14 protein-coding genes are annotated in these 14,964 nt (G+C 49.5%); 2 read left to right on the top strand and 12 right to left on the bottom strand.

All coding sequences use genetic code 11. The features are described 5' to 3' along the window. Positions 1-105 precede the first annotated feature (105 nt). Positions 106-624, bottom strand: coding sequence for an acyl-CoA thioesterase (locus MHH76_RS07430; protein ID WP_023856769.1), 519 nt, complete (start codon positions 622-624; stop codon positions 106-108). Between the two features lie 190 nt (positions 625-814). Here MHH76_RS07430 and MHH76_RS07425 point away from each other — a divergent pair, with 190 nt between their 5' ends. Next, positions 815-1,702, top strand: coding sequence for a dimethylarginine dimethylaminohydrolase family protein (locus MHH76_RS07425; protein WP_023856768.1), 888 nt, complete (start codon positions 815-817; stop codon positions 1,700-1,702). 92 nt (positions 1,703-1,794) lie between these two features. On the opposite strand, the gene MHH76_RS07420 is transcribed toward MHH76_RS07425, so the two are convergent. The 10 genes from MHH76_RS07420 to proG all read right to left on the bottom strand — a co-directional run bounded on the left by MHH76_RS07420 (position 1,795) and on the right by proG (position 12,258). Further along, complete coding sequence (locus tag MHH76_RS07420) at positions 1,795-2,808, bottom strand: oligopeptide/dipeptide ABC transporter ATP-binding protein (protein ID WP_023856767.1); 1,014 nt, start codon at positions 2,806-2,808, stop codon at positions 1,795-1,797. Positions 2,809-2,827: 19 nt separating this feature from the next. Continuing rightward, positions 2,828-3,715 (bottom strand): C40 family peptidase, encoded by an 888-nt coding sequence (locus tag MHH76_RS07415; protein WP_003180957.1) that lies wholly within the window; start codon positions 3,713-3,715, stop codon positions 2,828-2,830. Positions 3,716-3,729: 14 nt separating this feature from the next. Then, positions 3,730-4,809 (bottom strand): dipeptide epimerase, encoded by a 1,080-nt coding sequence (locus MHH76_RS07410; RefSeq protein ID WP_003180955.1) that lies wholly within the window; start codon positions 4,807-4,809, stop codon positions 3,730-3,732. Positions 4,810-4,827: 18 nt separating this feature from the next. Then, positions 4,828-5,760, bottom strand: a complete 933-nt coding sequence (locus tag MHH76_RS07405; protein ID WP_223254842.1) for an LD-carboxypeptidase — start codon at positions 5,758-5,760, stop codon at positions 4,828-4,830. A gap of 73 nt (positions 5,761-5,833) precedes the next feature. Beyond that, positions 5,834-7,459 (bottom strand): peptide ABC transporter substrate-binding protein, encoded by a 1,626-nt coding sequence (locus MHH76_RS07400; RefSeq protein ID WP_023856766.1) that lies wholly within the window; start codon positions 7,457-7,459, stop codon positions 5,834-5,836. A gap of 31 nt (positions 7,460-7,490) precedes the next feature. Next, positions 7,491-8,489: an ABC transporter ATP-binding protein gene (locus MHH76_RS07395; RefSeq protein ID WP_023856765.1), complete on the bottom strand. Its 999-nt coding sequence runs from the start codon at positions 8,487-8,489 to the stop codon at positions 7,491-7,493. Between the two features lie 7 nt (positions 8,490-8,496). Then, positions 8,497-9,456, bottom strand: a complete 960-nt coding sequence (locus MHH76_RS07390; RefSeq protein WP_023856764.1) for an ABC transporter permease — start codon at positions 9,454-9,456, stop codon at positions 8,497-8,499. 4 nt (positions 9,457-9,460) lie between these two features. Next, entirely contained in the window at positions 9,461-10,387 is a 927-nt protein-coding gene (locus MHH76_RS07385) for an ABC transporter permease (RefSeq protein ID WP_023856763.1), read from the bottom strand. Positions 10,388-10,402: 15 nt separating this feature from the next. Further along, entirely contained in the window at positions 10,403-11,227 is an 825-nt protein-coding gene (locus tag MHH76_RS07380; RefSeq protein WP_023856762.1) for a M55 family metallopeptidase, read from the bottom strand. A gap of 218 nt (positions 11,228-11,445) precedes the next feature. Beyond that, entirely contained in the window at positions 11,446-12,258 is an 813-nt protein-coding gene (proG, locus tag MHH76_RS07375) for a pyrroline-5-carboxylate reductase ProG (protein WP_023856761.1), read from the bottom strand. A gap of 155 nt (positions 12,259-12,413) precedes the next feature. Between proG and MHH76_RS07370 the strand changes: the two genes are divergently transcribed. Then, positions 12,414-13,721 (top strand): trypsin-like peptidase domain-containing protein, encoded by a 1,308-nt coding sequence (locus MHH76_RS07370; protein WP_023856760.1) that lies wholly within the window; start codon positions 12,414-12,416, stop codon positions 13,719-13,721. A gap of 82 nt (positions 13,722-13,803) precedes the next feature. Here the strand turns inward: MHH76_RS07370 and MHH76_RS07365 are convergent, their stop codons facing one another. Then, the gene (locus MHH76_RS07365; RefSeq protein WP_039072680.1) at positions 13,804-14,757 is read right to left on the bottom strand and encodes a ring-cleaving dioxygenase; all 954 of its coding nucleotides are present in this window, start codon (positions 14,755-14,757) and stop codon (positions 13,804-13,806) included. Between the last annotated feature and the right edge of the window lie 207 nt (positions 14,758-14,964).

The raw sequence follows: 14,964 nt of genomic DNA, 5'->3' as shown, positions 1-14,964 counted from the left end.
TCTTTCCGTTTTTTGTCATTTATTTTGAACAAATATTGGTTTGTGTATTCATGACACAGCAAAACCCCGGCAACTGATACCTGAGCCGGGGTTTTGTTCGTATGTTTACCAAGGTTTGTCAACAGCCAGCGCCTGGGCCAGCGCTTTGCTGTGTTTGCGATGGTTTTTCCGTTCTTCGGCGCGCTGCCGGGCGGTCTGGTGCAGCATGATTTCTTCTTCAGACTGCGGTACAACTTGGGGAACGGCCTGAGGATTGCCGTCCTGATCAAGCGCCACGAAGGTTAAAAAGGATGTCGCCGCAAGCTTTCGTTCGCCTGTCAGCAAATGCTCTTTAATGACTTTGACGAATACCTCCATTGACGTTCTGCCGACCCATGTCACATAAGATTCAAGGCAGACTGAATCCTCCTGGCGGATCGGTTCGAGAAAATCGACGGAATCCATGGAAGCTGTCACGGTTTCACACCTCGAGTGTCTCGCTGCCGAAATCGAAGCGATATCGTCGATATAGCTCATCAGCTTGCCGCCGAACAAGGTGTTGTGATTGTTCGTATCAAGCGGAAATACCCTGCTTGTTTTGACAACTTTTGATTCTTTGCAGTATCTCTTTTCAGGTCCATTCATCATCCATTACTCCTTTGATGTCTACTAAGATGCGTTTGTAAAGTGGATTTTTTCTATATTAAACACTATTAGAATTCATTTGTCTAAACTTTTTTATCCGGCTGACTGTCAGATTTTCTCGCTAAAAGGTTTATTTCCCGCTGCGGGAAGGGAATAATGAAATGACTAAAGAGAGGACGGGGGAATCAAAATGGACTCAGCATTATCGAAAAAAAACCGCGGGGCGGGCTGTACAAGCGAATACGATGTCTTAAAAAAAGTGGTGTTATGCAGACCGGAATATATGGAGATTGCAGAAGTGATCAATGAAACACAAAAGTATTTTCAAAAAGATAATATCGATAAAACGCTGGCCGTCCGCCAGCATCATACATTGATAAAAGAATTGGAGAGCCGGGGTATTGAAGTCGTGATTCTGCCTGCTTTAAGCCAATTTCCGGAACAGGTTTTCACGCGCGATATCGGGTTTACGATCGGAGACACTGTGTTTTCCGCGCAGCTATCAGCCGACATCCGCCAGGGCGAAGAAAACGTCCTCCAGGAATGGCTGGCAAAAGAACAGATCTCCTGGGCCGCATTTAATGAAGGCTATCAAATCGAAGGCGGCGACATCCTCGTCGACCAAAATACCATATATGCCGGTATCAGCCACAGAACGACGTTCTCGGCCGTCCAAGAACTGAAGCGCAGGCTTCCCTCTTATGAAGTCATACCGGTTCCGTTTGAAGAAACGTTCCTTCATCTGGATTGCGTCTTCAACATTCTTTCGCCGACAGAAGCGCTTGTCTATCCAAAAGCCTTAGGAGAAAGAGAATACGACGTCTTGAAAAAACGCTATGAGATGATCGAAATTACGGATGATGAACAGTTCCAACTCGGTACAAACGTTCTGTCCATCGGCAATAAAACCGTGATCAGCCTGCCTGTTAACCGCCACGTGAATCAGGAGCTCAGAAAAAGGGGCTATACGGTCATCGAAATCGACTTATCCGAGATCATAAAATCCGGCGGGTCTTTCAGATGCTGTACATTGCCGATTGAGCGTACTTCTACCGGATGTCACCAAGGCGGCGCCTGATCCTTGTTTCATTTGGCATGAGCGGCTGAGCGATTCTGAAAAGTCGCCGGCAAACTGAGGAGCCCTGTAACAAGGGCTCCTTCTTTCTATATTCACCTCGCCTGCAGCGTCACCTTCAGGCCGTCCTCCTCATTTCTCGCGTCGCTGTCATACAGATGGCAGGCGACAAAATGACCGTCATCGGCTTCTTTTAAGAGCGGTTTTTTGGCGGTGCAAATGTCCGTCGCGGCGGGACATCTCGTTCTGAAAACGCAGCCGCTCGGCGGATCGATCGGACTTGGCAGCTCGCCTTTCAGTATGATTCGTTTCCGCTTATCTTCCACATCCGGATCGGGAATCGGGATAGCCGATAAAAGCGCCTGGGTGTAAGGATGCAGCGGTTCTTGATAAAGCCGGCTGCTGTCGGTGATCTCGACCATGTGCCCGAGATACATGACGCCGATCCGGTCGCTGATGTGCTTCACCATGGAAAGATCGTGGGCGATAAATAAAAACGTGAGCCCTTTTTCCTTTTGCAGCTTTTTCAAAAGGTTGACGACTTGCGCCTGGACGGAGACATCAAGTGCGGATATCGGCTCATCAGCGACGATAAATTCAGGCTCAAGCGCAAGCGCCCTGGCGATGCCGATTCTTTGCCTCTGTCCGCCGCTGAACTCATGGGGATAGCGATTGGCAAAGCTTTTGTGCAGGCCGACTGCTTCCAGAAGCTCGTCCGCTTTTTCAAGACGCGCCTTTTTCCCTCCGTACAGGCCGTGGATTTCCATGGGCTCTGTCATAATCTCCCTGACCGTTAGCCTCGGATTTAGTGAAGCATAGGGGTCTTGAAAAATCATTTGAATTTTGCGGTTGTACTGGAATGATTCATCATCGCTCAAATTGTGGATGTTTTTTCCCCGATATGTAACCTCGCCCTCTGTCGGCTGATAAAGGCGCATCAGCACCCTTCCGGAAGTCGACTTGCCGCAGCCCGATTCTCCGACGAGTCCGAACGTCTCTCCTTCTTTAATATCAAATGAAATGCCGTCGACCGCTTTGACCGTTTTGCCCCTTCCGGCGTCAAAGTGCATTTTGAGACGGCTGACTTTCAATAAAGCGCCGGTTTGCATGCCAATCCCCCCGTTTTAATTAAAAATAGCGCCTGATGGCACACAGCTCTTTTTCATAAATTGTGCCTTTAAGAGGTATGACCTCAATCGATTTTCCCGTTTTTGGAGAGTGCAGCATCTCTCCGTTTCCGCAGTAAATGCCGACATGGTGAACCCGCCCTTTGCCTTCTTCATATGCGAAAAACAGTAGATCGCCCCGCTTCGGGCTGCTGAAGGACACCTCTTTTCCGCTGTTCGCCTGATCGCCGGCATCGCGCGGCGCTGAGCAGCCGTTCGCCTTCAGCATATTGAAGACAAATCCTGAGCAATCGTAGCCAAAACCGCTCATTCCTCCCCAAAGATAGGGCAGGTTCAAAAACGCCTCACCGGTTTGAACGATGTCGTCTCCACTGCCTTTTACAGGTGTTTCGATATCCGCATCTTCTTTTTTCAGCCATCTGCGTCCGAGCGGTGTATCAACCTCAAACCAAATACCGTCCGAAGACAAAACGGGCAGCTTAGTGAGAAAGCTCAGTTCAAGAACTTTCATTTTCTTGTCATCATATAGAAAAGCCGTCGGTTTTTGAATGACGGCGTTTGTCTCAGACTTCGCCGGGCTTTTTTCGGCCAGGCATTCCTTTGGTATCCAGCCCGGGTAGCCACGTTCGTCTTTTGCAGACGGCTGCCCGGGAATGATGACGAAAGCCCAGCCTTCCCGCTCTTTTATAAGCTGCACATCTTCTCCGAAAAGCACCTGTGTTTGAACAAGGTTTGCCGTACACAGCTCAAGACGCTCATCGAAGGACATTGCGTCAAGCCAGCTTCTTACATGTACGGGATTTGCCAGCATCAACCGGTCAATGCGGCGCGGTGCTTCCGGACTGGTCCAGACGTTGGCGACCGAGACGGTTGTCGTATAAAGGCTCATTCGTCTTCCCCCTCTCAATGGTTGACTTTCGTGATACCGAGTCCGGGAGCATCCGGTATCGTGATCGTTCCTCCATGATAGCGGATGCCGCCTTCAACAATATCCTTCTTCAGCATGAGCGGCGCATCAAAATCGAATTTTGTCACATTTTTCTGGCTTGCTGCGAAGTGGACGGCTGCTGTGATGCCGACCCTTGTTTCGATCATGCTTCCGGCCATGCATTCCACTCCGCACGCTTCTGCCATGGCGTTGATTTTCAACGCCTGGCGGATGCCGCCCGCTTTCATCAGTTTAATATTGATGAGATCGGCGCTTCTCGTTTTCAGTACGTGAAAAGCATCCCTTGGGGTAAACACGCTTTCGTCCGCCATAATCGGCGTATCGACGGCATCTGTCACCTGTTTCAAGCCTTCGAGATCGCATCGGTGAACCGGCTGTTCGACAAGCTCGATCGAAAGCCCCTCATCCTCCATTTTCCGAATGGCTTTGACAGCCTGTTTCGCCGTCCAGCCTTGATTGGCGTCCACGCGGATCCGGACAGCGCCCCCCGCTTGTTTGCGGATTTCCCTGATCCGTTCGAGGTCTGTTGCCATATCGTTTTTTCCTACTTTAATTTTGAGCGTACGAAACCCATCTTTTACATAACGGGCCGCGTCTTTCCCCATTTCTTCCGGGTCATTGACGCTGACAGTAAAATCCGTCTCGATCTCCCGCCTGTATCCGCCCAGCAATTGATACAGGGGAAGACCGCAAAGCTGCGCCAAGCAATCGTAGACGGCTGTTTCTACAGCGGCCTTTGCGCTTGTATTTCCAACAATCAGCTTGTCGATGTCATGAAATATCGCCTCCGCCATTCGCAAGTTGCGCCCGGAGAGCGCCGGTGCGAATATCGTGTTGACTGCCCCCTCAATACTGTCAAGCGTCTCACCGGTAATAACGGCAGTCGGAGGCGCTTCGCCCCAGCCTGTCATCCCGTTTTCAGCCGTTAATTTGACAATGATGGCTTCCGCTGTGCGGACAGTTCGAAGCGCTGTTTTAAACGGTTTTTTCAGCGGCACGGCGATACGGTTTGTCGTCATTTCGGCAATCTTCATAGCAGCCTCCTTTTTCCATCAAGAAATTCCCGGATCGATCGTAAGCTGTTTTTTGTCGGCGTCAAGGACGGCTTGCGCCCCCACCGGAACGGCGATATTCGGTGAACAATGGCCGATGTTAAAGCCTGACAGCGCCGGTTTTCCTGCAGCGGCGATATAATCTTGGAAAACTTCTTTTAATGTAAGTGACTCACCGCGTTTTTTCGGGGAGCAGTTATGAAAATCGCACAGCAGGATGCCGACGGCGTCCGATAATTTCCCGGCCATTTTCAATTGATTCAGCATCCGGTCAATTCGGTAAGGCTCTTCATCGACATCCTCGATAAACAAAAGCTTTCCTTTCGTATCAATTTCATAAGGCGTACCGAGCGTCGTCACCAGAAGAGCGAGGTTTCCGCCGACAAGCTCCCCTTTCGCCGCACCGTTTCCGAGCGTTTCCAAAGGCGACAGCTCCTCTGTATAGGTGAGCGTCATTTTTTGAAACAGCTGCCGGAAAGAGCGCCGGGTGAGCGGATGCACGTCTTTATTGCCGATATCCGAACTGAGCATCGGACCGTGAAATGTAATAAGTCCGGTGTTTTGCCTGATCGCTGTATGTAAAAAAGTGATGTCTGAATAGCCCCAAAAAATTTTCGGGCGGCTTTTGATGAGTCGGTAGTCAATGTTCTCGGCAATCCTCGCCGTGCCGTAACCTCCGCAGGCACAGATGACAGCTTTGACCGAACGGTCTTCAAACATGTCGTGCAGATCCTCCAAGCGCTCTTCATCGTTCCCCGCCAAATAGCCGTGTCTTTCAATGGCTGAACGTCCCACTTTGACTTCAAGCCCGAGTTCTTTTAAAAACCGGACGGCGCGGTCAAGCTTTTCGGGGACGGGCGGACTGGCCGGCGCAATCACACCGACTGTATCTCCCTGCATTAATCTTTGAGGCGCAATATTCAACTGAGACATCCCCCTTTATGAAAAGTCCGCCCGCCTCTGTGCGGTGGCGTGCACAAAGAAAGTGGCAGACGGACAAGTTTGATCATGACGTTTTTTCGGCCCATTTCAGTTCAATGTAGCCGACCGGATGACGGACGATGCCTTTCACATTCTCCTTTTCCAAATGGACTTGATTATAGAAGTGGATCGGTATGATCGGCATCCCTTCAAACAGCAGTTCTTCAGCCTGATGCAGCAGCTCTGTGCGTTTTTCTTCATCAGCTTCATTTTTCGCCGCCTTGATCAGTTCGTCATACTCTGAATTGCTCCAGCCGGTTCTGTTCATTGCGTTACCCGTTTGAAAGCTTTCCAGGAAGTTGATCGGATCCGCATAATCAGCCAGAAAAGAGCTTTGGGAAAATTGAAATTTGAGCGCCTTCTGTTCTTCAAGGAATGTATTCCATTCCATATTGGCGAGCTTCACATCGACGCCGAGCGTACTTTTCAGCTTCTGCTGAATCGCTTCCGCCATTTTTTTATGCTCCGGTTTTGTGCTGTATGTCAGCGTAACGGCGGGCAGCTTTTCGTAGTTTTCTTCCTTCATGCCTTTTTCGAGCAACTGTTTCGCTTCATCGGCGTCATATTTGAGCAAATCGCCGCCTTCCTCGCGAAAATCCTTGCCGTTCGGCCCTTTGATTCCCGAAGACACAAACCCGCGGGCCGGTTTTTCACCATTTTTTGTGACATAATCGACGATTTCCTGCTGATCGACAGCCATCGCAAACGCTTTTCTGATCTTTTCATTCTGGAACGGTTCTTTATTGACATTGAATCTGTAATAGTAAAGACCTGCCTGATCGAACACCTTCACCTCGTCAGAACCTATCAGCTTCTCGCTCATTTCAGCCGGGACATAAGCCGTATCGAGCTCATTCGACTCGAACATTTGGTAGTCGGTATTTCTGTCATCGACCATCGCCCATGTCACTTTATCAAGCTTCACAGTATCCCGGTCCCAATACGTATCGCTCTTTACCATCGTAAAGCTTTCATCATGCTTCCATTCTGTCAGTTTAAACGGACCGTTGCCGACAAATGTAGCAGCTTCTTCATGCCATTTCGGATTTTTTTCGGCGATTTTCTGAGGAACCGGGAAAAAAGCCGGATTGGCTACAATGCTTAAAAACGACTGCTGCGGACTTTCGAGTGTCACCTTAAGCGTTTTTTCATCCTCCGCTTTGACTTTGACATCATCCTTCGCACCTTTTCCGCTGTTAAAGGCCTCGCCGCCTTCGATAAAGTAGCCTAAAAACGCGGCGGAAGAGCCCGTTTTCGGATCGAGCAGACGCTTCCACGCATATTCAAAATCCCCAGCGGTTAAAGGGTCTCCGTTCGACCATTTGGCATCATCACGGATTGTAAAAGTATATGTCTTCCCATCGTCGGAAATGTTCCACTTTTCGGCGGACGCCGCTTCCGGTTCATGGTCTGCGCCAAGCCTAGTCAAACCTTCCATCAGATTGTTCAGCGCCTGCCATGAGACATTATTAAAGCCGATCGGCGGATCGAAAGATGTCGGTTCATTTTCATTGTTCAGCCTCAGGACTTGTTCTCCAGCCGTTTCTTTCGCTTTCTTCTTCGTTTCCTGCCCAGCCTGTTCATTTGCCGTACATCCGAACAGCAGAATGACCGCAACTGCGGCAGCCAATACGCTCGCTAGCCTTTTCATCAAATCCCCCCATTGAAAATCGATTTCATGATTATGTTGTCAGCAGAGCCCGTTTCGCCCTTTCATCCTGAAGCCAGCAGCACACACGATGCCCCGCCGAGACTTCTGCAACGGCAGGATAAACCTTGCCGCATACTTCCATTGCATAGGAACAGCGCGCCGTAAACGGACACCCTTCAGGCGGAGAAAACAAATCTGGCGGCGTCCCGTCAATCGGAACGAGGTCTCCACCTTCAAGGTCAAGCCTCGGAACGGAATGCAGCAAGCCTTTTGTATACGGATGCTGCGGACGGTAAAAAATATCCCTCCTCGCTCCCGTTTCCGCTATTTTCCCGGCGTACATCACGGCGATTCTGTCCGCCGTCTGTGCGACTACACCTAAATCATGGGTGATTAAAATGATGGATACACCGGTTTTCCGCTGAATGTCTTTAAACAGCTCAAGAATTTGCGCCTGAATGGTAACATCGAGCGCGGTCGTCGGTTCATCCGCAATCAGAATCTCCGGTTCACAGATGAGCGCCATGGCGATCACGATCCGCTGCCTCATCCCGCCGCTGAATTGATGCGGATATTGCCTCAAACGCTCTTTCGGATTCGGAATCCCGACGAGCTCAAGCATCGAAATGACCGCTTTTCGAGCGTCTGTTTTAGACACGGGCCGATGTTCCAAAAGCGCTTCTGTCAACTGGTCTCCGACGGTCAAGGTCGGATTCAGGGCTGTCATCGGATCCTGGAAGATCATTGAGATTTCGGCCCCTCTGATCTTTCTCATCTCTTTTTCGGACAGATGGCGCAAGTCTTTTCCCTTAAAGCGGACCGCACCGTCTGTGATCGTTGCCGAAAACTTCGGCAAAAGCTGCATGATGCTTTGCGATGTCACGCTTTTTCCGCATCCCGACTCACCGACAATCGCAAACGTCTCCCCCTCATATAACTCAAAGCTCACGCCGCGGACGGCTTTGACCGTGCCGCCGTATGTCGTAAATGAAACATGCAGATTCTCGACTTCCAATACTTTTTTCCGCAAAAACACATTACCTCCTCAGCTTCGGATCTAACGCATCCTGCAGTCCGTCTCCAACGACATTAAAAGCGAACATTGTTAATGAAATAAAGAAAGCAGGAAAAAACAGCCGCCACCAGTGTCCCGATAAGATCACCGGAAGGCCGTCGTTCGCCATGACACCCCAGCTCGCAAACGGGGCTTGAATGCCCAAACCGAGGAAGCTGAGAAATGCTTCGGCAAAAATGGCCGACGGCACCGTCAAGGTCATCTGGACGATGATCGCTCCCATCATGTTCGGAAGGAGATTCCGCCTGATGATCCTTACCGTTTTCGCTCCGAAGGTTTTGGATGCGAGAACATGCTCATCATGCTTCACCTTCAAAACCTGACCCCTGACGATCCGCGCCATGCCGACCCAGCCGGTGACAGTCAGCGCAACGATGATCGTCCCGAGTCCAGGCCCCATCATGACCATGAGAAGAATGACGACCAATAAATAAGGCAGTCCATGCAGCACTTCGATGACCCGCATCATGACATGGTCTGTTTTGCCGCCCTTATAGCCGGAGATACCGCCATAGATGACGCCGATTGCAAAATCGATTAAAGCCGCCATCACGCCGACAAACAGTGAAATCCTCGCTCCATACCACGTTCTTGTAAACACATCGCGGCCGAGCTCATCGGTTCCGAACCAATGCTCCATCGACGGAGGCAGGTTTTGCTCGGAAAGCGTCTGCTGGGTGACGCTGTGCGGAGAAAGAACCGGTCCGAGTACAGCCATGATGAACAGGAAGATTAACACGCCCAATCCCGCCATCGCCAGCTTGTTTTTCCTTAAAATCCGCCAGGCGTTCTGCCAGTATGACAGGCTCGGCCTTGCAACGGATTCACGCTCATCCTGCTTTTGTTTCAGCGGGGCAAACCATTCAACAGGGATATCACTGGCTGAAGACGCTTCGTTTTCTGTGCGGACTGGAAGGCTCATATGCTCACCCTTTCTTATGCAGTTTAATACGCGGATCCAGGATTCCGTAGGCCATGTCGACAAGAAACAACATGATGATGAGGATGATGCTGTAAAAAACGGTGGTACCCATAATCACGGGGTAATCGCGGGAGTTGATGCTTTCAACAAAATATTTTCCCATGCCCGGAATCGCAAAGATTTTTTCGATGACGAAGCTTCCCGTTAAAATCGAAGCGGTAAGCGTCCCGAGAATCGTTACGACTGGCATAAGGGCGTTTTTCAGGGCGTGCTTCATGACAATTTTAAAAGGGGAAAGCCCTTTAGCCCGGGCCGTTCGGATATAATCCTGTGTCAGCACTTCAATCATGCTGGAACGGGTCAGCCTGGCGATAATCGCCAGCGGCCCCATTGCCAAAGCCGCAGTCGGAAGCACCATATGAAGCGGGCTCGTCCATGTCGATGGAGGGAATATATTCCAATTGACGGCGAATTGCTGTATCAGCAAGGTCGCCATAATAAAGTTGGGAACCGAAATGCCGAGAACGGCAATGGTCATTGCTATATAGTCGATGACGCCGTTTTGCCGCAGCGCGGCAAAGATTCCGAGTACGATCCCGGAAATGACCGCCATAATCAGCGCCGTCATCCCCAGCTCAAATGAAACAGGGAACCCTCTTGACAGCAAATCGTTCACGCTTTGTGAAGGCTGCTTGATCGATGGCCCGAAATCAAAGGTAACGATCGACTTGACATAATACAAATATTGAACAAAGAGAGGCTCATCAAGCTGATAGTAAGCCTCAAGGTTGCGCTGAACCGCTTCATTCGTGTTTCTTTCTTCATTGAAGGGAGAGCCCGGAATCACTTTCATCATCACAAAGGTCAATGTCGTGATCACCAAAATGGTCGCCAGCATCGACAGAAGCCGCTTCATGATGTAACCCGCCATTTTCATCCCACCTTCCTAGGAGAATGTTGTTCTCATCGCAAGCTCGGTCATGACAAGCATCGCTTGATAGGCTTCAAGAATGTCTTTCGCTTGATAGCGGACAGTCGTCGTTTGCGGTTCGATTTCAGCACCCGGCATCAGACTCGCCCACTCGGCTTGCCCGTAATTGGCAAACTCAATCCGCAGCACCGGCCTGTCCGGAGGCGTGAGCGGCTTGACTTGATCGCGGTTTTGAATCGCATATGCCGTCCGCTCTCTTAATAGCTGCCCCGCTTTCTCCGGCGTCAGGCATTTGACCGCCGAACGGGATATCGTTTCCTTGACGGCCGCTGTCGTTACGTTCGGAATCAGTTCCTCCGCCTCAGCTGCCGCCTCGCTGTCACCGGCAACCATGATAACCGGGACGCCGTAATAACCGGCAACATAAGCGTTGAACCCCAGCTCGCCCACCGCCTGATCGTTTATGTAAAAATGTCTGACGCCGAAAATCATGCTGTGAGACATCACGCCTCTCATCGATGCTCTCGCATGGTAGCCGACGAACACGGCACCATCGCATGTATCGTCAAGTCCCTGGACCATCGAAAACGGTTTGACATCTCCCGAAATGAGCAGCGCTTCAGGATGGAGCCGCTCAATTAACAGATTGTTCATTTTAGAGTGGCTGTCATTGACAAGCACCTCTCTGCATCCGCTTTTGAACGCTTCGTCAATCACATGATTGGCCTCGTCCGTCATGATCTTCCGGCCTCTCTCATAGTTCAGCTTGCTTGAATCGACGAACGTATCATCCGGAAGTCCGGAAATCCCCTCCATATCAACAGACATATACAGCTTCACAAAAAACCACCCCTTATGAAAAACGTCTCAAATTTTTTATTATTTTGGGAATATTCTAACAAATTATATTAGAATTTTAATAGAAATGCAATAACCATTGGTAATTTTAGAAATTTAATATAAAATTGGAATTTTGATGAATGTTGTCGAATGCAAATAAAAAAGCTGCCTGATCAGGCAGCTTTGGGATGTCCGGATATGTCGATAAATGCCGCAGCTCACTGCCGGCGGACAGCGTCTTTAATGTCTTCATACTTCTTCATCGTTCTGGCAAACAGCTCGTCAAAGACTTCCGGCATGGCATTTTGAATGACCTTCGCCCCTTCTCCGGTTATGCCGCCTTTTGTCGCCACCCGATCAAGTGTTTGTGTAAACGTCATGTCTTTTTCCATTAACAGCTTGCCCGTTCCCAGCAATGAATGAATCAGAAATTGAAACGCGTCTTCTTTCGTAAGACTGCTGTTTCTGACGGCAGCTTGAGCAAATTCTTCAAAGATCGAAGCGATGAACCCTGGTGAAGAGCTTGTTAAATTACTCGCAGCGTCAATATCTCTCTCATGTATCTGTTTGACTGTGCTGAAAACGGAAAGATATTCTTCCAGCCGGCTTTTGTCCGCCTCAGCAACCCGCTCGCCGTGGACAACAAGCGAAACACCGATCCCGGCTTCAGATGTGAGGGTCGGAATGTATCTCGTCACCTGTCCGCTTGTCCAGTCGTGAAGTCGGTCAAGCTCGACCCCCGCGGCAATCGAAACAATGTGGACATCCTCCTGAAGAAACGGCTGTATGTTCTCAAGCGTTTCCTTGACCGCCATCGGCGGTACACAGATGAAGATCAGGCCGCACTGTTTGGCGAGCTCTTCGGCTGATTGACAGGCGACATTCGGGTAAAGTTTTCTCAGCTCCCCTGTTTTCCCATCATTCCTTGAGCTGACGACCACCATGTCATCGCTGATTTTCTCCTGATCAAGCAGTTTCACCGCAATCATCTGCGCCATGCTTCCGTATCCGATAAATCCAATCTTTTTCAACGTTTAGAACACCTCTGACATGTCATATTATAAATAGCACCCTATTTATTCTATCCTTTTTCTTTGACAATTTCCCACAATGTTTTCATGTTTATCCCACAGTCTTTGATTATGATTGAGGCATCAAAGGATATGATAACAATAGGAGCGTGAAAATGATGGAATATAATAGAGAAGATCAGCTTGAAACGAAAAACGAACTCATCGTCTCCGATCAAAAGCCCGACCAGGCGATAAAAAAAGCAGAACAGCAAAAGCGGAGACTCTCATGGATGACGCCAATCCTCAGCGGCATCATCGGGGGAAGCCTCGTTCTCGGTGTCACGACATACCAGCATAGCAAAGACGAAACGGCCAATACATCTGTCCAAACACAAACTAATGAGACTGCGAACTCATCGGCTTCTTCCAATAAAGCGAATACCGAAAAATTGTCCAGCACGAATTCGTCTGACATTTCAACAATGGTGGAAAATGTATCTCCCGCCATCGTCGGTATTTCAAACTATCAAAAACAAACGGAGAGCGGTATGTTTGGGTTTGAAAGCAACAGCAACAACAGCAGTTCAAGCGAACAAGAAACAGGCACAGGCTCAGGTGTCATTTATAAAAAAGCAAACGGCAAAGCATACATTATTACAAATAACCACGTTGTCGAAGGCGCATCTAAATTGACGGTTTCCCTGTCAAACGGCAAAGAAGTGGAAGGAAAATTGCTGGGCAGCGATTCCTTGACAGACCTTGCCGTTGTTGAAATTTCCGCTGAACACGTCGAAAAAGTCGCATCTTTCGGCGATTCTTCAAGCTTGAAAGCGGGTGAATCGGTCATTGCAATCGGAAATCCGCTCGGCAAAGATCTGTCCCGCACGGTGACGCAAGGCATCATCAGCGGTGTTGATCGGACCGTTTCCGTTGATACGTCCGCAGGCCAAACCGAGATGAACGTCATTCAAACAGACGCGGCCATCAATCCCGGCAACAGCGGAGGCGCCCTTTTGAATACAAAGGGCGAAGTGATCGGCATCAACAGTATGAAAATCAGTGAAAGCGGAGTGGAAGGCATCGGATTTGCGATTCCAAGCAATGATGTCAAACCGATTGCAGAAGAGCTGATGTCTAAAGGAAAAATTGAGCGTCCGTTTATCGGAATCGGCATGATGGATCTTGAGCAGGTGCCGGAAAACTATCAAACAGGCACCCTCGGATTAAGCGGCAGCCAGTTAAACAAAGGCGTCTACATCCGCCAGGTCGCTTCAGGCTCCCCTGCTGATAAAGCGGGCCTTAAAGAGAACGATGTCATCGTCAGCTTTAACGGAAAAGAAACCGATACGGGAAGCGCGCTGCGCAACCTTCTTTACAACGATGCAAAAATCGGGGATACGGTAAAGGTTACCCTCATTCGAAATGGCAAAACAATGACAAAACAAATGACGCTTGACCAAAAAGAATCCGCATCATCTTAACAGCATGCCCCCCTTTTAGGCTGTCGGCTGCGCCGGATGCCTTTTATATAAAAAAACGAGGTCCTTTTCAGGACCTCGTTTTCTATTGAATCGGTTTCAGCCGCGCTTCAATCTCTTTCCGCCGATGCTCGAGATACGGCGGAAGGGCAAGGCTTTGGCCGAGCTCATCGATCGATTCATCAACGGCAAAGCCAGGCCCGTCAGTCGACAGTTCAAAAAGTATGCCGTTCGGTTCTCTGAAATACAGCGCCTTAAAATAATAGCGCTCCACAATCCCTGAATTCGAAAAGCCGTTCTCACTGATTATCTCATGCCACCGCTTAAGTTCTTCTTCATCTTTGACGCGGAAAGCGACATGATGGACGCTTCCTCTCCCGGGACGCTCTCTTCTGCCGTCATCTGACTCTTTCACATGCACCTCCGCGCCTGCTCCTCCTTCACCCGATTCAAAAATGTGAAGCGTACGGCCGGTTTCCTCAGCCTGTTCCTCACCGATTTTATGAAAGCCGAGAATATCGGTCAGCACCGCAGCTGTCGGACCGGCGTCCTTGACAGTCAATTCGACCGGGCCGAGCCCCCTGATCGCGACCTCCTCAGGAATGACGCCGTTTTTCACAGGCACTCCATGATCTTTTCCCTTTTCATCAGCCACAAGCATCATGTTCTGTCCTTCATGGTCTAAAAAGCGGAGAACACTCCGCCCCGCACGCGTCTCGATGCCGTAAGTCTCTGCGCCGAGCTCATAAAGCCGCTTCTTCCAAAATTCGAGTGCTTGTTCACCGGGAACCCGAAGTGATACGGACGAAATGCAGTTCGTCCCTTCCCGCCTCCGGGCAAGCATCGGAATCTCGAAAAATGTCAAATCTGAACCAGGCGACGCGACTTCATCACCGTAAAACAAATGATACATCGTCGGCTCATCCTGATTGACTGATTTTTTTATCAGTTTCATGCCAAGCCCTTTGACATAGAAATCCAGATTATGTTGAGCGTTGGCAGTTAAAGCAGATACGTGGTGGATGCCATTTACGTTCATTCTATCATCTCCTCATTAAATATCTCGAATTCGAGATTTCTTCTTTCTCAAAAATAGGCGATTTGATTTGAAAAGTCAACCAAACCGTTTTACAGGACCTTCTTTCCTGTCTGCTCCTAAAAACTAACAATAACTCCGAAATGACTTAAAAAGGTTCGGTTATTCCTGCCCCCTTCGGGTTTTACGACCTTAAAATGTTTAACATAC

Origin of the sequence: Bacillus sp. FSL L8-0193, assembly GCF_037976065.1 — a bacterium.
GTDB lineage: Bacteria > Bacillota > Bacilli > Bacillales > Bacillaceae > Bacillus > Bacillus paralicheniformis.
The sequence above is the reverse complement of the archived record's forward strand: the minus strand, read 5'-3'. Positions and strand labels throughout refer to the sequence as shown.

What these genes read in the sequence shown, in the direction of transcription:
- MHH76_RS07410 (WP_003180955.1), bottom strand. Translation starts at nt 4,809, where the DNA reads ATGAAGATTGCCGAAATGACGACAAACCGTATCGCCGTGCCGCTGAAA.
- MHH76_RS07365 (WP_039072680.1), bottom strand. Translation starts at nt 14,757, where the DNA reads ATGAACGTAAATGGCATCCACCACGTATCTGCTTTAACTGCCAACGCT.
- MHH76_RS07405 (WP_223254842.1), bottom strand. Translation starts at nt 5,760, where the DNA reads ATGTCTCAGTTGAATATTGCGCCTCAAAGATTAATGCAGGGAGATACA.
- MHH76_RS07400 (WP_023856766.1), bottom strand. Translation starts at nt 7,459, where the DNA reads ATGAAAAGGCTAGCGAGCGTATTGGCTGCCGCAGTTGCGGTCATTCTG.
- MHH76_RS07370 (WP_023856760.1), top strand. Translation starts at nt 12,414, where the DNA reads ATGATGGAATATAATAGAGAAGATCAGCTTGAAACGAAAAACGAACTC.
- MHH76_RS07425 (WP_023856768.1), top strand. Translation starts at nt 815, where the DNA reads ATGGACTCAGCATTATCGAAAAAAAACCGCGGGGCGGGCTGTACAAGC.
- MHH76_RS07390 (WP_023856764.1), bottom strand. Translation starts at nt 9,456, where the DNA reads ATGAGCCTTCCAGTCCGCACAGAAAACGAAGCGTCTTCAGCCAGTGAT.
- MHH76_RS07415 (WP_003180957.1), bottom strand. Translation starts at nt 3,715, where the DNA reads ATGAGCCTTTATACGACAACCGTCTCGGTCGCCAACGTCTGGACCAGT.
- MHH76_RS07420 (WP_023856767.1), bottom strand. Translation starts at nt 2,808, where the DNA reads ATGCAAACCGGCGCTTTATTGAAAGTCAGCCGTCTCAAAATGCACTTT.
- MHH76_RS07385 (WP_023856763.1), bottom strand. Translation starts at nt 10,387, where the DNA reads ATGGCGGGTTACATCATGAAGCGGCTTCTGTCGATGCTGGCGACCATT.
- MHH76_RS07430 (WP_023856769.1), bottom strand. Translation starts at nt 624, where the DNA reads ATGAATGGACCTGAAAAGAGATACTGCAAAGAATCAAAAGTTGTCAAA.